Origin of the sequence: Chitinophaga alhagiae (assembly GCF_003568665.1) — a bacterium.
Taxonomy (GTDB): Bacteria; Bacteroidota; Bacteroidia; order Chitinophagales; family Chitinophagaceae; genus Chitinophaga; species Chitinophaga alhagiae.
Map to the genome: position 1 here is coordinate 307379 of NZ_QXMH01000004.1, position 19371 is coordinate 326749.

Annotated in this window: 17 protein-coding genes; 6 read left to right on the plus strand and 11 right to left on the minus strand. The window is 53.6% G+C overall.

What is annotated here, in order from left to right; translation table 11 throughout:
• Positions 1-66 precede the first annotated feature (66 nt).
• The 3 genes from D3A97_RS20480 (at position 67) to D3A97_RS20490 (ending at position 2885) form a co-directional block, all read left to right on the plus strand.
• On the plus strand, positions 67-939 hold the full coding sequence (locus tag D3A97_RS20480) for a nucleoside phosphorylase (protein ID WP_119080410.1): 873 nt from the start codon (positions 67-69) through the stop codon (positions 937-939).
• Between the two features lie 183 nt (positions 940-1122).
• Positions 1123-1902, plus strand: coding sequence for a diaminopimelate epimerase (gene dapF, locus D3A97_RS20485; RefSeq protein WP_119080709.1), 780 nt, complete (start codon positions 1123-1125; stop codon positions 1900-1902).
• A gap of 44 nt (positions 1903-1946) precedes the next feature.
• Positions 1947-2885 (plus strand): magnesium transporter CorA family protein, encoded by a 939-nt coding sequence (locus D3A97_RS20490; protein WP_119080411.1) that lies wholly within the window; start codon positions 1947-1949, stop codon positions 2883-2885.
• 16 nt (positions 2886-2901) lie between these two features.
• Here D3A97_RS20490 and D3A97_RS20495 read toward each other — a convergent pair whose 3' ends face one another.
• Genes D3A97_RS20495 through D3A97_RS20505 form a run of 3 tightly spaced genes read right to left on the minus strand, consistent with a single transcriptional unit; the run spans position 2902 to position 4395 of the window.
• Positions 2902-3354 carry an NUDIX domain-containing protein gene (locus D3A97_RS20495; RefSeq protein ID WP_119080412.1) on the minus strand — a complete coding sequence of 151 codons (453 nt, stop codon included), beginning with the start codon at positions 3352-3354 and terminating at the stop codon, positions 2902-2904.
• Between the two features lie 16 nt (positions 3355-3370).
• Positions 3371-4168, minus strand: coding sequence for a queuosine precursor transporter (locus D3A97_RS20500; protein WP_119080413.1), 798 nt, complete (start codon positions 4166-4168; stop codon positions 3371-3373).
• Positions 4165-4395, minus strand: a complete 231-nt coding sequence (locus D3A97_RS20505) for a hypothetical protein (protein ID WP_157986661.1) — start codon at positions 4393-4395, stop codon at positions 4165-4167. The genes D3A97_RS20500 and D3A97_RS20505 overlap by 4 nt, the downstream gene beginning before the upstream one ends.
• A 116-nt stretch (positions 4396-4511) precedes the next feature.
• On the opposite strand from D3A97_RS20505, the gene D3A97_RS20510 reads away from it, so the two are divergent.
• Positions 4512-6983 carry a YfhO family protein gene (locus tag D3A97_RS20510; protein ID WP_119080415.1) on the plus strand — a complete coding sequence of 824 codons (2472 nt, stop codon included), beginning with the start codon at positions 4512-4514 and terminating at the stop codon, positions 6981-6983.
• A gap of 47 nt (positions 6984-7030) precedes the next feature.
• Here D3A97_RS20510 and D3A97_RS20515 read toward each other — a convergent pair whose 3' ends face one another.
• From D3A97_RS20515 to D3A97_RS20535, 5 genes are all read right to left on the minus strand, one after another.
• Positions 7031-7636 (minus strand): alpha/beta hydrolase, encoded by a 606-nt coding sequence (locus D3A97_RS20515; protein WP_119080416.1) that lies wholly within the window; start codon positions 7634-7636, stop codon positions 7031-7033.
• 120 nt (positions 7637-7756) lie between these two features.
• On the minus strand, positions 7757-8674 hold the full coding sequence (locus D3A97_RS20520; RefSeq protein ID WP_119080417.1) for a glycosyltransferase family 2 protein: 918 nt from the start codon (positions 8672-8674) through the stop codon (positions 7757-7759).
• On the minus strand, positions 8671-9894 hold the full coding sequence (locus tag D3A97_RS20525; RefSeq protein ID WP_119080418.1) for a glycosyltransferase family 4 protein: 1224 nt from the start codon (positions 9892-9894) through the stop codon (positions 8671-8673). The genes D3A97_RS20520 and D3A97_RS20525 overlap by 4 nt, the downstream gene beginning before the upstream one ends.
• A complete protein-coding gene (locus D3A97_RS20530) occupies positions 9895-10707 on the minus strand; it encodes a glycosyltransferase (protein WP_119080419.1) in 813 nt (270 codons plus the stop codon).
• A 2-nt stretch (positions 10708-10709) separates the two neighbouring features.
• Positions 10710-11555, minus strand: a complete 846-nt coding sequence (locus D3A97_RS20535; RefSeq protein ID WP_119080420.1) for an alpha-1,2-fucosyltransferase — start codon at positions 11553-11555, stop codon at positions 10710-10712.
• Positions 11556-11663: 108 nt separating this feature from the next.
• Here D3A97_RS20535 and D3A97_RS20540 point away from each other — a divergent pair, with 108 nt between their 5' ends.
• Positions 11664-13160, plus strand: coding sequence for a lipopolysaccharide biosynthesis protein (locus tag D3A97_RS20540; protein ID WP_119080421.1), 1497 nt, complete (start codon positions 11664-11666; stop codon positions 13158-13160).
• Here D3A97_RS20540 and D3A97_RS20545 read toward each other — a convergent pair.
• From D3A97_RS20545 to D3A97_RS20555, 3 genes are read right to left on the minus strand one after another with little or no spacing between them, the layout of a single operon-like run.
• Positions 13135-13959, minus strand: coding sequence for a family 6 glucosyltransferase (locus tag D3A97_RS20545; RefSeq protein WP_119080422.1), 825 nt, complete (start codon positions 13957-13959; stop codon positions 13135-13137). The genes D3A97_RS20540 and D3A97_RS20545 overlap by 26 nt on opposite strands.
• Positions 13956-14855: a class I SAM-dependent methyltransferase gene (locus D3A97_RS20550; RefSeq protein ID WP_119080423.1), complete on the minus strand. Its 900-nt coding sequence runs from the start codon at positions 14853-14855 to the stop codon at positions 13956-13958. The genes D3A97_RS20545 and D3A97_RS20550 overlap by 4 nt, the downstream gene beginning before the upstream one ends.
• Before the next feature lie 31 nt (positions 14856-14886).
• A complete protein-coding gene (locus D3A97_RS20555; RefSeq protein ID WP_119080424.1) occupies positions 14887-15558 on the minus strand; it encodes a C40 family peptidase in 672 nt (223 codons plus the stop codon).
• Between the two features lie 92 nt (positions 15559-15650).
• Between D3A97_RS20555 and dnaE the strand changes: the two genes are divergently transcribed.
• The gene (gene dnaE / locus D3A97_RS20560) at positions 15651-19289 is read left to right on the plus strand and encodes a DNA polymerase III subunit alpha (RefSeq protein ID WP_119080425.1); all 3639 of its coding nucleotides are present in this window, start codon (positions 15651-15653) and stop codon (positions 19287-19289) included.
• Positions 19290-19371 lie beyond the last annotated feature (82 nt).

The following is a 19371-nucleotide window of genomic DNA, read 5'->3' on the forward strand; positions in this document are numbered from 1 at the left end:
ATTTTCGATATTTGCCAAATCTGATTACAAGATATTCATTTATAAATTAAAAAAAATACACCATATATGACCAGAATAGCCGAATCAGAATTGATACTCAACGCCCGCGGTGCGGTGTACCACCTGGACGTGCGTCCGGAAGAGCTGGCAGATACCGTCATAACCGTAGGTGACCCTGACAGGGTGCAGGCTGTGAGCCGGCACTTTGACCGTATTGAAGGCACTTACCGCCACCGCGAGTTTGTGACACATACGGGCTACATCGGGCAAAAACGGCTGTCTGTGGTGTCTACGGGTATTGGCACTGATAACATAGATATTGTGCTCAATGAGCTGGATGCCCTGGTCAATATCGATTTCAATACCCGCCTTGTAAAAGAAGAACCGGCGGCGCTGCAGATCATCCGCCTGGGCACTGCCGGCTCCCTGCAGGAGTCTATACCGGTAGACAGTTTTGTGGTATCCACCCACGGCCTGGGGCTGGATAACCTGCTGCCTTTTTACACTTATCAGAATACCCCGGAAGAGCTGCTATTGCTGGAAGCCTTCCGCGGGCAGATACGCCTGCAGCCTAATGCCGCGCGCCCCTACCTGATAGAGGCCGCCGCCACGCTGCTGGAACGCTTTACAGACGGTTTCCACACCGGCATTACCGTTACCTGCCCCGGCTTTTACGCGCCGCAGGGCCGTGCATTACGGGGCGGCCTCTCCCACCCTGAGCTGATAGAACAGCTGGGCGGCTTCAGCTTCGAGAACCGGCACATCACCAATTTTGAAATGGAAACCGCCGGTATTTACGGCCTCGGCCGCGTACTGGGGCATCACTGCCTTTCCATCAGCGCCATTGTGGCCAACCGCGTCAGGCAGGAGTTCAGCAAAGACGGCAACGCCGCCGTGAACGCGCTCATAGAGAAAGCGCTGGGCATTATTGCACAGTAAAAGCCTATACCGCCTGTGTTTTACGTACGCCCGGAGCCGCCTGCCTTTTGTGGCGCACCGGAGGACATTGTGCTGTAAAAGCCTATGCCGCCTGTGTTCCCGCGTTTTCAGCAAGCCGAAGAACGCAGCATCTGCCCGCCGCCTCATTGCGCCCTGAAAAAACATTTTTACCTTTGCACCAGCATGAACATTCATTTCTACAAATACCAGGGTACCGGTAACGACTTTGTGATCGTAGACAACCGGAACGGCGCTTACAGCGGCCTCACTACCGCACAGATAGCCCACCTGTGCGACCGCCGCTTTGGCATTGGCGCAGACGGGCTGATGATGCTGGAAACCCACCCGGAATACGACTTCCAGATGAAGTATTACAATGCGGACGGGCGCGAAGGCAGCATGTGCGGCAACGGCGGCCGCTGCCTCACGGCTTTTGCCCGCCAAATGGGCATTGATAAAAAGGAAGTGCGGTTCATTGCGGTAGACGGCCCCCACCAAGCCAGCTTCCGGGACAATGGCTGGGTTAACCTTAAAATGCAGAACGTAGACGCAATGGAGGTAGGGAACATGTATTTTTATCTCAATACAGGCTCCCCCCACTTTGTGAAGTTCGTGACAGACGTACAGGAAGTAGACGTATACCAACAAGGCCGGGAAATCCGTTATAATGAGCGGTTTGCCGCCGAAGGCACCAATGTGAACTTTGTGCAGGAGGTAGACAACGGCATTTTTGTACGCACCTACGAGCGGGGTGTGGAAGACGAGACCTACTCCTGCGGTACCGGCGTTACCGCGGCCGCGCTCACCGCCGCCCCCGCGGAAGAAGGCAATTACAACATACCCGTTGAAACCCTCGGCGGCCACCTGGAGATCCGCTTCACCCGCACCGGCGAACGGAGCTTTTCAGACATATGGCTGTGCGGCCCCGCCACCCTTGTATTTGAAGGAAATATTAATATTTGACCCGCCTGCTATTGGTAAATTAATTCCACTACCTTTGCGCCCGGATGATCCAGTATTTCAAAAATATAGATGCCCGCACGGTAGCCATAGAACGCCCGGAAAACGGCGCCTGGGTGAATATTACCCCGCCCCTCAAACAGGCAGAGTTTGAACAGCTCTCCGAGGAGCTGGACATTCCGCTGGACTTTTTGACGGACTCCCTGGATATTGACGAAAAGGCCCGCTTCGAGCTGGAAGACAACGTAAAGCTCATCGTTATCAAAACACCCACGGAAAACAACTCCATCAACGAAAGCGACGCCTATTACATCACCATCCCCATCGTGATCATCCTCACCCACAACCAGATCGTTACCGTTAACTCTTTCGATAACGCCGCCATCAAAAAATTCCTCAATACCTTCCACAACCGCCACCCCGAAAAACGGAACATGATGGTACTGAAGGTGTTTGAGAAAGTGGTGATGAACTTCCTGGATTACCTGAAGGAGATCAACCAGCGCCGCAACCTGCTGGAGCAAAAACTGTATGACTCCAACCGTAACGAGGAGCTGCTGTACCTGATGCGTATCCAGAAAAGCCTGGTATATTTCGTGACCGCCCTGCGCAGCAACGAACTGCTGCTCATGAAACTGGAACGCACCAATTTTATGGGCCTCAATGACGATGAGAAAGAGTTCCTGCATGACCTGATCGTAGACACTTCACAGGCCCTTGAAATGGCCAATATCTACACCAACATCCTCAGCAGCACCATGGATGCCTTTGCCAGCATCATTTCCAATAACCTGAACTTTGTGATGAAGCGCCTCACCTCCATCACCATTGTGCTCACCCTGCCCGTACTGGTGGCCAGCATTTACGGCATGAACGTGGAAATACCCTACGCCCACTCCCGGTACGCCTTCTACATACCCGTTACCATTGCCATTGTAACGGCCGTGGTGATGAGCTGGTATTTTATGAAGAAAAAATGGTTCTAGGGTCATAGTAACCACCTCAAGCGTACTTCTTTTTCACAATATCCGCCAGCACCTTGTCAATAGGCAGCGTCACTGCTTCACCCGAAAACTCGTTCCAGTCTACCCAGCGCACGCCTTCTACCTGCGTGGCCCCGGGCGGGATATCAAACCCGAAGGGTTGCTCCAGCAAACGCGCTGTAAAGGGAGATGCCGGTTTTACGAGGTAATAGATGGAGATAATCTGGTTCACATCATCAAAAGCGGATATCTGGAAAAAATCCGTGGTGTAAATGTGTTCCACTACTTCAATATCCTGGTCCAGCTCCTCTTTCCATTCCCGTACCATGCACTCCAGCGTACCTTCGCCAAACTCAAGCCCGCCGCCGGGAAACTTGGTGTAATACCCCCCGCGGATGTATTCATCGCTCACCAGCACCTGCTTTTTTTCATTGAACATGATGCCGTACACCCTTATTGTGAATTTTGACATGATTGATTGTTGCTTTTTATCTGTTCATGGCCGCCTGCCTCATTTCCGTGGCCTTTTCGTGACCCAGGTACTTTTCAATGATATCGTGTATCCAGTAGATCACGGGCGTAAGCACAATGGCCACCGTAAATTTATAGATGTAATTGATGATGCAAACGCTCAGCACCAGCCCCATAGACCATACCTCGTTCCCGTCCGGATTATAGATAGAAGGCGCCAGGCGGAATGCTACGAACAGCACAACAAAACTGTCTATCAGCTGTGAAATAAGCGTGGAACCGGTGGCCCGGAGCCATATTTTCTTTTCGCCGGTCACCTTCTTGATCTTGTGGAAGGTGAACACATCCACCAGCTGGCCAAGGAGAAAGGCCAGCACGGAAGCGATGATGATATACGAGCTTTGGCCCAGTATCTGCCCATAAGCAGCGTCCATGTCAGGCACGCCTGACTTTACTTTCATGGTCACAAAAAAACTGGCGGGCGAAAGCTGGATGGCGCAGAAAAATACAAGAAAGGCGAAAATGATCAGGCCCACCGTCATGTAAGACAGGAAACGAACGCCTTTCATACCGTAATACTCATTGATAATGTCTGTCATGATGAACACCACCGGCCATAGCAGCACACCCGCCGTCATGTTGAAGCTGTAGGGGTCACCGAGTATCACCAGGTTAGCGGGGCTCATGCCCAGCGTGGCTTCCAGCGAAAAAATCTTCACGCCTATGATTTCCGCAATGAGGGCGTTGGCCACAAAAAAGCCGCTCAGAATAATGAACAGCCTGGTGGGTTTGTCTTTCAGGATATTGGTGATCATGATATGAACAATTCCGTTTGAACAAGCAAAATAATAACATTCAATACAAATATATAGGGATGCATGTTGGCCCACTGCACCTTGCGGGTGACCAGCAGGATGGCGCCCAGCAGGCAGGTGACAATATTCAGCGGCGCGGCCACCAGTCCGCCGAGTACCATCACATGTTTCACCACATGCTCCCAGGCGTCTGTATGGTCCATCATCCTGATCACAAAGCCGATCAAATAACAGCAATTACAAATAAAGCTCAACTTTATCAGGAACCTCAGCCAGCTCATATTGAAATTTCGGATAAAATACAGTTATTTTGGATTCTTTAAAACTAAATCTGTTTTACCCGATGAAGCAAAACTGGCAAAAAGCCGTTCTCCCGCATGTGTATGCCATCCTCATCTTCCTGGGGCTTGCATTTCTGTTCTGCAGCCCGGTGCTGGAAGGCTTGGAAATCAGGCAGAATGATACGGTACAATGGCAAGCCATGTCACAGGAGGCCCGCGAATACAAAAACGCCACCGGCACAGATCCCTTGTGGACCAATGCCATGTTTGGCGGCATGCCCACCTACCAGATCTTTATGGCGCAAGACAATTATACTTATTTCCTGCACCTGATACTGACCCTGGGGCTGCCCAAACCGGTGAATTTCTTTTTCCTGGCCATGCTGGGCTTTTATATTTTGCTGAATGTAATGGGCTTCCGGCATTGGGTCTCCGTTATAGGCGCCATTGCTTTCGGGTTTACGTCCTACACGTCCATCATCATTTCCGCCGGGCATGATACAAAGATGTTCACCATTGCGTACATAGCGCCCATGCTGGCGGGTATTTTGCTGACCTACCGCGGCAGGTACTGGATTGGCGGCGTTATTACCTGCATTACGCTGGCGCTGATGACCACGTCTGGCCACTACCAGATATTGTACTACGTGCTGCTGGTGTGCCTTATCATTGGCGTGGTGTACGTGGTGCATGCCATCCGTACGCAACAGGTGGCGCATGTTATCAAGGCTTCCCTGGTATTAGTCGTTTCCGGGGCGTTATCCATACTGCCTTCTACCGTCAACATCTGGACCACCTCTGAATATTCCAAGTATACCATGCGCGGCGGCCACTCCGAACTATCCGCCCCTGAAGGGGAAGAAGGAGACAAATCCGCCGGGGGGCTCACCAAAAGCTACGCTTTCCAGTGGAGCCAGGGCATCACCGAGCCGCTGACCATATTTGCGCCCAACCTGTACGGCGGGCCCAGCATGGGGCCTTTGTCTACTTCCAGCGCTACCTACAAAGCCTACACCAGCCTGGGCATGCCGGCCGCGCAAGCGGAGCAGTACGCCGCCAACTCGCCCCGCTACTGGGGGCCGCAGAGCATGGTAGACGGCGGCATTTACTGGGGCGCAGTGATCATCTTCCTGTTTGTGCTGGCGCTGTTCATTGTAAAAGATTTCAACAAATGGTGGATAGTGGCCGCGTCTGTACTCGGGGTGTTGCTGGCCTGGGGAGACAGCTTTGCCACGTTCAACTACCTGCTGTTCGATTACCTGCCGCTGTACAATAAATTCAGGGCGCCCGCGCAGGCACTCATCATCCCGCAGGTGCTGGTGCCGTTGCTGGCCTGCTGGGCGCTGAACGAGGCGGTGGCCGGCAAAATTGACAAGCCGCTGCTCATCAAACAGCTCAAAAAAGCATTCTATATCACCGGCGGCATTTGCCTGGCGCTGATCATCGGCTCCTTTGGCATCATCCATTTCACGTCCGCTACAGATTACGCCCGGAATTTTTATACACAGATCACGCAGGGCAACCAGCAGATCATTGACACCATGATGACGGCCATTATTGAAGACCGCGCTTCCCTGCTGCGCATAGATGCCTTCCGCAGCCTGGCCATTATAGCCGTGGCTTTTGCCCTCCTGTGGGCGCTGCTGCAGCAAAAAGTAAAACCGGTGGTGTTCTTTGCCGCCATGACCATACTGGTGGCAGTTGACCAGGTACCGGTAGCCTACCGCTATCTCAATAAAAAGAATTACGTAACGCCTCAAGACTACAGCAGGATCTTTGCGCCCAGCCCTGTAGACCTGGCCATCAAACAGGATAAAGATCCGTATTACCGTGTATTCAATGCCGTTAATTTTCAGGACGCGCTGAACTCTTACCACCACAAGGCGGTGGGAGGCTACAGCCCGGTGAAGCTGGCGCTGTATCAAGACCTGATCGTTCACCAGATCACCAAAGGCACGCCCGGCGTGCTGAACATGCTGAACGCCAAATACATCATTTTCGCGGACAGCGCGGGGCAGCTGGCTTACCAGCAGAACCCCGCAGCACTGGGCAATGCCTGGTTCGTAGACAGCCTGGTGTGGGCTAAAAATGCGGACGAGGAAATGAAAACGCTGGATCACCTGCCCACCGGTCATGCCGCTGTTATTGACGAGCGCTTCAAACCGGTATTGAACAACTTTGCACCAGGCAGGGACTCCGCCAGCCATATTACGCTCACGCAATACGGCCTCAACCAGCTGAACTACAAAAGCGCCAACACCCAACCCGGCCTGGCGGTGTTCTCGGACGTGTATTATCCTGCGGGCTGGAATGTGTATATAGACGGGAAAAAAGATGAAATAGTGCGGGTGAACTACCTGTTGCGCGGTGTGAAAATACCCGCCGGGGAACATACCATTGAAATGAAGTTCGAGCCGCGCTCCTACTACCTGGGCAATGCTATTTCCCGCTGGTCTTCCATACTGATGCTGGTGTTGCTGGCCGGTGCGCTGGTATACGAGATCAGGAGGCGCCGCGCTGCGCCTGCGGCATAGGCACATAGGAATGAATTGAACGGGCGTTCCTTCGGGGCGCCCTTTTTTTATGATGGCACGTACTGCCTGAAAAAGGCGTCCGTTTCGCTGATCACCTGTTCCCAGTTGCCGGGTTTGCTGAAGCCATGATCTGCGCCATTGACCTGCACATGTTTGTTCGGTACCTGTTTATCGTTGAGGGCGTTGGTAAACGCATCGCAGAGGGTTTTGCTGACATCCGGCATGTTGAACGCTTCATTGTTTTCGGGCCGTATGTTGATGGTGGCCCTGGCGCTGCCGCCGCTGGCCACTATCCAGTAAGGGCTTACCGCCATATAGGCCAGCTTGTTGGCATTTACCGGCTCATGGCCAATGGCCCTGTAGTACACCTCCACCAGCCGGTAGTTCACGTTCAGCACCGCGTACCCTTTGGCGGAAAAACTTTGCATCTGCGCATGCAGGTCTGCCTTGTCTCCCGCCACAAATCCACCGCCATGCAAAAACACCACCACGGGCGTATTGGCGGAGCGGGCAGATGGCAGGTACACGTCCATTTTCTGGCGGGCATCGGGGCCGTAGGCCATGTCTTTGAGGATTACGGGGTCATTGCTGTCTTTTTTGCTCCAGGCAGAAGCAAGAATGGCCATACAGAGAAGAGATAAGGTGCTGCGCATGGTACATGGTTTTGTACTGGGCACGGTACTTCAAAAAAGGTGCCGGGATGATGATGGGCCGCTTTTCGGGAACAGCACCCATACAGCGGTATTCTTCGGGCGGCAGGAAAGCCTTTTTATTCAATACCACCACCTTGCGCCTACGCTCCGCAGGTATTCCTTTGCTTTTTCTCCCAGCGGCGTTCGCCGTTCCCGGCCCGGAATGCGCCATATTTCGCGCCAGCCGCCGGCCCATTCCTTCCAGTTCCACGATGTTTTTTGGAGGAACTCCAGGGACCACATCACGGCGGTGGTACAGAAATACAGCTTTGGCAGGTAACGGTAGGCCACCTTGCTTTTATTCACCCATAACATTTTCATCTTGATCAGCTGCGGCGTGCGGCCCAGGGGAGATTCGTTGTGGAGCACCACAATATCCGCATCGTAGGCAATGCTGTAGCCCTGTTCTATTACGCGGTAGGTGAGGTCATATTCTTCCATGCCGTAAAAAAAATCAACCGGGTACACGCCGGCCTTTTCATATACTTCTTTGAGCACGGCATGCCCGCAGCCGATAAAATAAGGGGCCAGAAAGAAAGGCTTGCGGTGATATTTTTCAAACTGTTTGTGGGGAAAGGCGTTCACCTGCATTTGCCCGGTGCTGGCATACAGTACCTTGAAGCAAAGAATGCCGGTACGGTGATCTGTCAGCAGCGGGGCGGCAAAGGCCGCTTCTATCTGCTGCAGGGCGGTATTGTTTTGAAAGGCCGCATCATCATCTATAGTGACCAGTATAGGCGCGGAAGCCATGGAAATGCCCAGGTTGCGGCCCCGCGCCACCCCCAGGTTCTCCTGTGAATAGTGGTAGCGGAAAGGAAGGTGGGCATGCGCGGCAATAAAGGCCTGCACCGGCGTATAATCAGCGGTGGACGCATTATTGATGATGATCACTTCCTTCAGGAGGCTGCCGGCCTGCTGCTGGCCGGCCAGGTTCTGCAACAGCGCCAGCAGATCGTCTGGCCGGTTGTAAGTGATGATGATGACAGACAGTTGTTTCATAATTCCAGCAAAAGCGAGCGGTAGGCCTGTGCAAATGCCTCCATCCCGAAATGTTCACGCGCGTAGCGGATATTGGCCGCCGCTATGGCCTGCAGTTGCTCCGGGTGCTGCCGCCAGCGGGCCAGGCATTGCACCGCCTGCTCCACTATACCGGCTTCCGGCTGCGTATGGTCCAGGAGAAAGCCGTTTTCCCCGTTCTTTACATGATAGGGAATGTCTCCCACATCTGTGGCCAGTACGGCCAGTCCCCGCGCCATGGCTTCCATGATCACCATGGGAAAACCTTCGCGGGTGGAGGTGATCATAATGACCTGGTGCTGCCGGTAAATGCGGTCTATGGCAGCCGCGTCCGTCTGTTCCCCGTAGAAATGCCCATAGGGCCGCAGCTCCGCCGGTATGGCAGCCTCTACCGGCCCCAGGAAGCCCGCGGGGAGGCCGGATGCTTTCGCTATTTCCGCCACCAGCCAGGGGCGTTTTTCTTCCGTGCCGCGGCCAACGTAGAGCAGGGACAGCGCTCCAGCCTGCCCGTTTGTGTTGTGCATGTCCCCGCCCGGCCCCGCAACAGGCCCTTCGCCGGCGGAACCAATGCTGTCCGGCAGCGGAATGCCGTTCATAATAAGCCGGATGCGCTGCTCAAAATGCGCCGGTACCTTATACCGTTTGTACAAGGCAAGGTGCTGCGCTATGCTATCCCGGCTGATCATCACCGTAGCCGTGTAAAACGGCAGGAAAGGCAGGCGGATGTAGGAAAAGCTGCAAAAAGAATGGATCAGCTCTATCTGGCGCACAGGCGGCCGCAAATGCGGGCTCAGTTTATACGCAAAATTGCATTGCCCGTTCAACACCACCGGGGTGCGGCGCTGGCGGTGAATGTAACCGGCGGCAATGCCGCGCCAGGTGAGGTTGAGGAAATACAGCCATTTATTGTCCGTATAGGCAGCTACGTTATAGATGGTAATGTTGCCCCCCCTGAACCGCGGCAGCATGGCTTCGTTCATAGACCGTTTGGTAAAGAACACCGCTATCTTCTTTTCAGGGAACAGCTTCACTATTTCGCTATGTACTTTCTCCGCCCCGCCCACATGGTAAAAAGGGAAAAAGAAAAAGATATCATATTCTTCCTTCAGCGGCCTGAAACGGGCTATCAGCCTGCCCAGCAGGGCAAAGGGGAAAATGATCACATCTTCCAGCCGTCTTTTCCGTATCAGCCACTGGTACATCTATTTTGCCGGTTTTAAGGATTTGGCCATGGCGGTTGCCAGGTCTTTCAGCATTCCACGCAGCACGGCCCTGTCAAAACTGTTGAACCGGCCGTTGCCAAGGCGTTCTTTCAGGAAACGCCACTTGCAGCGGAAATGTTTGTAAAATACGTTTTTCTTTTTGAGGTGATGGCTGGTGATGGAAGTGTTATGCACGCGGTACAACAGCAGCGTTTCGGGCACTTTTTCCATCACTTCGCCGTTGGCCTGCATGCGCAGCCACAGGTCGTAGTCTTCTATATGCCGCTGGGCGGGGTTGTAACCATATTGCCGCATAACGGCCGTTCTTGCCATAATACCGGGGTGGGCCATGCAGTTCAGGTACGGCAGGGTTTGCCGTATTTGCGCGGCGGTGTAGTTGGCGCGGTCTTCCGGCCAGGCGCCGGTTTCCTCTCCCGCTTCATTGATAAAGGTCACAAAGCAGCCGGCCACCGCGGTTTGCGGGTGGGCGTCCAGCCAGGCGGCCTGTTTGGCAAAACGCTGCGGCAGGCAGAGGTCGTCTCCGTCTATCCGCGCCAGGTATTGGCCGCGCGCCTCGGCAATACCGCGGTTGAGCGTGGCCACCAGCCCGCTGTTAGGCTGCTCCAGGTAACGGATGCGGCTATCCGGGAACGACTGGATGATGCGGTCGCTCCCGTCTGTAGACCCGTCGTTGATCACGATCAGTTCAAAATTGCCAAAGGTCTGCGACAGGATGCTTTCCATGGTAGCGGCCAGGTAGGCGGCGCTGTTATACACCGGCAGTATTACGGATATGATGGGCGTTTCCGGCATATTCAAATGGTTATCCAGTTTGGCGGGAACAGGTCTGCGGTGTTATGCTGCGCCTGGTTGAACCACTGTTTGGGCGCTATCACTTTTTTAGCCGCGTACGGGTTCAGCCAGGCGGCCCACCAGCTATAGCTGCTATTGGCGATCACCTGGTGGCGGCAGCGGCTCATCAGGTACAGGTCTTCATACTGCGTATGGCTTAGCGTGCCGCTCAATATCTCCGCGGATATGCCGGGGGGCAGGTTTTCCCGCACCCAGGCGGGGTCATTGGTAAAAATATAATACTGTATGCCGGCGGGCAGCTGCCGCACGGCGTTGTTGTAGTACGCCGGCCCGCAGATGCCATGGTAATTGACCGTTATCTCCTGCGTATAATCTCCCCGGCGGAAATGCATGGCTACGCTCTCTGTACTTTCCAACAGGGCCGCTTTTTCTTCTATGGCGGCGGAAAAAGCGCCGGCAAACCTGAAATCCGTGCGTACGGGCTCTTCCGCTTCCCTAAAATACTTCCAGCTCTGCCAGTAGCCTTTCATGTACAAAGGCGGGCGCATACGGGTAAAAGCGGCATCGTAGTGAAAATGCGGCTCCCGGTATACCCGGCGCATGGCGGGCGGCAGCAGCCTGTTCAGCACCTTTGCCGCCACCCCCTGCTCAAAGGCCTGCAGCTCGGCAGGTGCAGCTATGCCGGCCTGCACTTGCAGACCGTTGAGCGCGTACATGCCGGCCTGTTTGGGCTCGTAGCTGCCGGTATCCAGCAGCAGCGGGGCGCCCGTGCGCAGGGCCAGCGCCCGCCCTGCCGCATATTGGAACATCTGGTTACCCAGCCCGCCTTTGAGTTGAACAATGATCAATGACAAACAGATTTTAAGTCGCAAAAATATTTAATTTCGCCCTTATTATCATTGAAAGCATTATATAAGGCCTAAAACACCAGATCCGGCGCCGATGCGGAAATACATATGGGAATAATCAGAAAACAGAGTTTGCGTTCTTCCGTTGTCACCTATATCGGGTTTGCGATAGGGGCGCTCAATGCGGTGCTCTTCAACAAATTTGTGCCGGCGGAGGTATATGGTCTTACCCGTATCTTCTTCAGCAGCAGCCTTATATTTTATGCTTTTGCCTCCTTTGGCACCGCCACCCTGCTCAACAAATTCTATCCTTATTACCGGGATTACCTGCCGCTGAAGCAGCGGGACCTCTTTGGCATTGTACTGATCGTGAGCATGGTGGGTTTCCTGCTGGTAACCGCCGGCACCATCATATTTGAGGGATTGATACACCGCAAATACCAGCTGGCCCCCCTCTTCCTCCAATACTTTTACCTCCTCTACCCTTTTGCGTTCTTTTACATGCTCTTCACGCTGTTCGAGAACTTCAGCTATAACCACTACCGCTCCGTTTTCCCCATATTCCTGAAAGAGGTAACACTGCGCGCGGTAACCACTATTCTGATTGTGCTGATGGTAGCGGGGCTTTTCTCTTCCGTGCAGTTCATTTACGCGTTTTCCTGCCTGTATGCGGTCATCTTTATTGCGCTGATCATTTACCTGCGCAAAGAGCGCACCCTGCAATTTTCCTTTAAAACAAGCAGCGTTACACGCCGGCTGGCGTACAGGATGACCACCTTTAACCTGTGGATCTTTGGCGGCAGCGTATTTGTGGCCGTACAGCAGAACCTGGACTCCATCCTCATCACCAGCACCAATGGCCTGGTGGGTACGGCGGTGCTGGAGTTCAATACGTACGTGAGCAATGTGATACAGGTACCCCAGCGCAGCATGATAGCCATTGCCGTGCCTATTCTTGCAAAGGCGTGGAAAGACAAGGACATGGAACAGATACAGCGCATTTACACCCGCTCTTCCATGACCATGCTGATCTTTTCCATCCTGATCTTTATGCTGATCTGGCTCAACCTGGAATCCGTCTATCACATCCTTGACCTCAACCCGGTATACTGGACCGGCCGGTACATTATACTCTTCTACGGCCTGGGGCGCATTGTGGAGCTGGGCGCGGGCGTAAACGGGCAGATCATTGGCACGTCAGACATGTGGCGGTTCGATTTTGTGTCCAACCTGGTGCTCATTGCCCTCAGCATCCCTCTCAATTACTACTTTATCAAAACCCTGGGCATCAATGGGCCAGGCATTGCACAGCTGATTGCCATCAGCGTGTTCACCATTATCCGCTTCACCTTTCTGCTGCGCCGCTATAAAATGCAGCCTTTCTCCCTGAAAACGCTCTATGTAGTGCTGCTGGGCATTGCAGGCTGGCTGGTATGCGCCTGGCTGGTAACGCCGGAAAACCATTACCTGCGCGTAATTCTCCGCTCCGCCATATTTGCGGGCATTTTCCTGCTACCCATCCTGGTATTCGGCTGGTCTCAGGATGTAACCGAAAGCTGGCACAAAGGCCTGGCCCTTGTCAGAAAGTATTGGCAGAAAAAATAAGCGCCGGAAAGAGCACGCAGGAAAAGAGGCGTTTCAGCCTGCGGATGACGCGTTGCAGCAGGGTCTTTTCCTGCTCCGGTGCGATTTGCCGCATAAAGCCGTGGCCGCCGAAACGGGCTTTGTCCCGCATGCTGATGGCGGGGGTAAAGGGAAGCTCCCAGCCTTCAGGATAGGCATAAGCGGGCGTGAGCACCTTGGGATGCCGGCCGGCCATATAGCTGTTGAGGTGAGACTCATCATGCCAGACAGCAATGATCCCCCTGTCCAGGTCTGCCTGCGTATTGTTCATCAGCGTTTCCACCAGTTGCATGTAAGCCGCTCCCGTGCCGCCGTTCAGGCAGCCCTGGAAATACTGTTGCCGGCCGCTCCGGGGCATGAATGCCGTGGATTTGCGGGACCGTTCATAGGGCAATTTGCCGGCGGGCTTGTTGTAATACCCCGGGTGCAATACTACCGTAAGGCCGTTATGCTCCAGGCCGGGCAATATTTCACCCGCGCTGATGGGGCGTATAAATTCCGCATTGGCATTGAAGAAGAAAATGTAGTCGAAACCGCGCAGCGCTTTTTCAGCGCGGTAGAAGATGCTGAAGCGCATTAATGTGTCATACGGCCAGCCCAGGCGCTCCTGGTGGTACACATGCACCTTCGGGTCATTCTTGTACGGAAGCGCCGCATCGTCCGTAAAAACAAAATATTCCTTTTGTGCCGCAGGAATGAAATACTGTTCCGCGCTGGTAAAAAAACCTTCCCAGAAAATGCTGTATTTGCCGGTGCCGATGAACAGGAGGGCTATCTTCATGCCGGGCGGTTCACTTTCCTGAAGAAATCCGGGCGCCCGCTGCCGGTTTCGCGGAACATGGCCCTGAAATGCCTGCCCCGGAGTACGGTACGCCAATGGCGGATACGGTCTTTTACAGATTCCGGCAGTTTTGCCGCCAGCTGCTGCACCAGCCCCTTACCGCCGGCCGCGGCCAGGGATTGCTGCTCCTGCCAGGCTATATGCTCATAATCGCTCTGCTGCGGCGTGGTCTGGAACAGCGGCTGGTCCGCCAGCTTCTTTGCCAGCGTCATCAGGTAAGATTGCCGGGTGTTCTCCAGGATCACGCGGCTGCGCACTTCTTTAGGGTCCGGTACCTCGTACCAGTCCGTAAAAGGCCTGGTGGTGGTAAACACCATCTGCTCCACCCTGAAGCCGTTTTCCGGGGAAAGCACCCGGTACAGCAGCTCGGGGCTGAACTGGTAGAAGCCATGCCCGAAATAGTTGTTGGCAGGGGTAATGCTGATATAATGCCCCCCAGCGGCCACCAGTTGCATGGCATTGGCAATGGCCACGGGGAAGTTGAATACATGCTCCAGCGTACCGGTGTCTATTACCAGGTCATATTGCTGGCGCCATTCGGCGGGGATTGGCTGGTTGAGGTCGTGAATGAGGGTAGCGTTCTCGTAAGAAGAGGCGTCCATGCTATGCACCGTTTCTGCGCCCAGGTAGCGGAGGAAAGGCTCCACGTACGCCCCGTCTTCCTGCAGCAAGGCCGTGGCTGTTGCCGCCTGGCGCCCGTTCTGCACAAAACACTTTCTGAAAGCAAATTCATCCAGTTGATAGCTCTGGCGGCCCAGCATTAATGTTTTGGTAAACGGAACGTCCTTTTTTCGGGTATGGAACAGGAAGTTAATGGCAGAAATATCGAAACCCATAGGGCCAAAAGTAATAAAATTAAAGATAATCTTAATTCACACGGCCCGCGCCCGCGTAATAGCGCACCCAGTACGGTTCCCGAAGGTCGCTGATCACCACCCCGGCACTGGAAGAAGCATGCACGAAACGGTCGTTCTCAAGGTAAATGCCTACATGTGAAATGCGTTTCCGGCGGTTGATGGCAAAAAACACCAGGTCCCCAAGCTGCAGGTCTTTCCGCTTTTTCAGGTGCTGCACCTGGCTATACAGCTGTATGGAATTGCCGGCCAGGGATACCTGGAACACGGCGCCCATTAACGTATTTACAAAGTTGGAACAATCAATGCCTGTTTTGGAGCTGCCGCCCAGGCGGTACGGGGTGCCCCACCATTCTTCAATAAAACCGTACAGCTTCTCGTTCACCACATCTTCTACCGGCAGGTCCAGCAGTTGCGCGTACTTGAACTGCCAGGGCCGGGCGTTCTCAATACCGTTCACCGAGAAGGGCACGTCTTTTACCGTGGTGTTGCGGCCTTTGTACTCATGCTTTGAAGTTTTACCGTCCCGCGCAATGGCAATGCCATCTATAAACTCAATATCCCCTGCCGGTTTCGCTTCTTCCTTTGCTACGGTTTGCTGCTGCGGCTTCAGCAGGGCGCAGCTTCCGAAGAGCAGCGCCGCCAGTGGTAAGGCAAGATATGGTTTTCCGGGTCTTCTGGTCATTTGCACGATTTTAAAATGCCTGCAATATAAAAAAAAAGTCGATTTTTGTTACTTGCTACACGATGTAATTAACCGATTTTAAGAAGCGAACGATGAAATTCTCCCACCTGCACGTACACACGCAATTTTCGCTGCTGGACGGGGCTGCAGACATCAAGCAGCTCTACAAGAAATCCATAGCGGACAATATGCCGGCCCTTGCCATTACAGACCATGGCAACATGTTCGGGGCCTTCCAGTTTGTTGCAGAAGCATATAACCACAAGCTGAACCCGGAAGACCCTAAAGATAAACGCCTGAAAGTAAAGCCTATTGTGGGCTGCGAGTTCTACCTGGTAGAAAACCGCCATAAAAGACAGTTTACCCGCGAAGAAAAAGACATCCGCTACCACCAGGTGCTGCTGGCCAAAGATGACGAAGGCTACCGCAACCTCATCAAACTTTGCTCCATCGGTTATATTGAAGGGCTGTATGGCAAATATCCCCGCATTGACAAGGAGCTGATCCTGCAATACCATAAAGGCCTCATTGCCACTACCTGCTGCCTGGGCGCATCCGTGCCCAAAACCATCCTGAAACACGGAGAAGAAGCCGGCGAAAAGGAATTTAAATGGTGGCTGGATATTTTCGGGGAAGACTTTTACGTGGAAATGCAGCGTCACGGCATACCGGAGCAGATCACGGTCAATGAATCGCTGGTAAAATTTGCCCGCAAGTACAATGTGAAGATCATTGCCTCCAATGACTCCCACTACGTGGAGCAGGAAGATGCCAACGCGCATGACATCCTGCTTTGCATCAACACCGGCGAAAAGAAAAGCACGCCTACCAATAAAGAGTTTTCTGACGATGATGTGAGCGTAAAGAACAAACGCTTTGCGTTCTATAACGACCAGTTCTATTTCAAGAACACGCAGGAAATGTCGCAACTGTTCCATGACCTGCCGGAGTCTATAGACAATACCAACGAGATCGTGGACAAGGTGCAGCTGCTGGACCTCAAGCGGGACATTCTGCTGCCCAACTTCCCCATTCCTCCGGAGTTTTTTACGCAAGACCAGTACCTCCGCCACCTGACCATGGAAGGCGCCCACAAACGCTACGCGGAAATAACGGCTGAAATTGAAGAACGGCTCAACTTTGAGCTGAACGTGATCGAGAACATGGGATTTGCCGGTTACTTCCTCATTGTATCCGACTTCATCAAGGCCGGCCGTGACCTGGGCGTGTTCATAGGCCCCGGCCGCGGTTCCGCCGCCGGCTCCGCGGTGGCCTACTGCATCGGCATCACCAATATTGACCCTATCAAGTATGACCTGCTGTTCGAAAGGTTCCTCAACCCCGAGCGTAAGAGCATGCCCGATATTGATACGGACTTTGACGATGAAGGCCGGCAAAAGGTAATTGATTACGTAGTAGACAAATACGGCAAACAACAGGTAGCGCAGATCATCACTTACGGTACCATGGCCGCCAAAATGAGCATCAAGGACGTGGCCCGCGTAATGGACCTGCCCCTGCAAGATTCCAACGCCCTGGCCAAACTGGTGCCTGACAAACCCGGCATTCAGCTGGGCCGCATCTTCAACGCCCCGCTAGACGGGGAAAAGAGCCTGGCCGAAAAAGAAGGCCTGGCCGCGGAAGACCTGGAAAACGTCAAAAAGCTCCGCGAGCTGATCAAGGGCGCAGACCTCCAGGGCGAAGTGCTGCGGGAGGCCTGCGTACTGGAAGGCTCCGTGCGCAATACAGGCATTCACGCCGCAGGCATCATCATTGCCCCCAAAGACCTTTCAGAACTGATACCCGTTACCACGGCAAAAGACTCGGACCTGCTGGTGACCCAGTTTGAAGGCAACGTGATTGAGAGCGCCGGCGTTATCAAGATGGACTTTCTCGGGCTCAAAACCCTTACCATCATCAAAGGCGCCCTGGAAATGATCAAAAAGAACCATGGCATAGACATCATCATAGACGATATTCCGCTGGATGACCCCAAGACCTTTGAGCTGTACCAGAAGGCGGAAACCAACGCCACCTTCCAGTTTGAAAGTCCCGGCATGCAGAAATACCTCCGGGAGCTGAAGCCGGACAAATTTGCCGACCTCATTGCCATGAACGCCCTGTACCGCCCCGGCCCGCTGGAGTACATCCCCACTTTCATACGCCGTAAACACGGCCTGGAACCGGTTACTTACGACGTACCGGTGATGGAGGAATACCTGGCGGAAACCTACGGTATCAACGTATACCAGGAACAGGTGATGCTGCTCAGCCAGAAAATGGCCAACTTCTCCAAAGGAGACGCAGACATCCTGCGTAAAGCCATGGGTAAGAAACAAAAGGCCGTGCTGGACAAAATGAAAGCCCAGTTCATGGAAGGCTGCAAAACCAACGGGCACGATCTCAAGATGTGTGACAAGGTGTGGACAGACTGGGAGGCCTTTGCATCTTACGCCTTCAACAAGTCCCACTCCACCTGTTACGCCTTTGTGGCCTACCAGACCGCCTATCTCAAGGCCCACTACCCTGCCGAATACATGGCCGCCGTGCTGAACAACGCCAGCAACCTGGAAAAGATCACCTTCTTTATGGAGGAGTGTAAACGCATGGGGCTGGACGTATTGCCGCCTGATGTGAACGAGTCTTACAAGGGTTTTGCCGTGAATAAACGCGGCCAGGTGCGCTTCGGGCTGGCAGGCCTGAAAGGCGTGGGCGAGGCCGCTATTGAAAGCATTATCGAAGAACGCGAAAAGAACGGCGCCTACCCCAGCGTGTTTGATATGGTCAAACGTGTGAACCAGCGGGCCGTGAACAAAAAATCCATGGAGGCGCTGGCCATGTCTGGCGCGCTGGACTGCTTCCCCGAGCTGCACCGCGCCCAGTACTTCCACAAGCCGGACGGGGATCATACCAACGGGCTGGAAAAAGTGATCAAATTCGGGCAGCAGGCCCAGGCCGGCAGCCAGAACGCCGGCAGCCTCTTTGGAGACGAACTGATGCCCGAAATACTCCCGCCGAAAATCCCTGCCTGCGACCCCTGGCCGCTGAGCATCAAGCTCAACAATGAGCGGGATATTACCGGCATTTATATTTCCGGCCACCCGCTTGACGATTACAAGTTTGAGCTGAAATACTACAACATGTCAACCATTGCGGAAGTGCTGGAATACCAGACGCAGATCAGCACCCCATCGGATAACAACAAGGGCAAGGAACGTTCTTTCCGCATGGCCGTATATGTTACCGGCGCGGTGGAACGCATTTCGCGGAACAACAAGCAGTTTGGCATCATGACGCTGGAAGACTATACCGGCAAGTTCGAGTTTGCCCTCTGGAGCGAAGACTATCTGCGGTTTACCACCCACTTCAAGCAGGGCATCTGCCTGTATGTGAACGGCGCCTTCAAACCGAGGCGGTTCAACGAGAACGAATACGAGTTCAAGGTGCAAAGCATGCAACTGCTGCAGGAAGTGAAACGCACCCATACCCGCAAGCTATGCCTGATCACCCAGCCGCAGTTCATTACGGGAAAAGTAATCGACTTCCTGGCGGACAATTCCGCCAAATACCCCGGCAAGTGCGAAATACTGATGCAACTGATAGACCAGCAGGAAGAGCTGCAGGTAAAACTGCACACTTTTAACCGGCATATCGAAATGAATGACGAACTGGCGCAGTTCTTCGAGAATCAGCCGGATATCGATATCTATATTGACACAATCAATAAGTAGGCGTGTCAAAAAAGCAGTACTTTTACACCGGTTTGGTTTTTGTATATATTGCAAAGCGATGCGGATACAAACCAAGGATCAA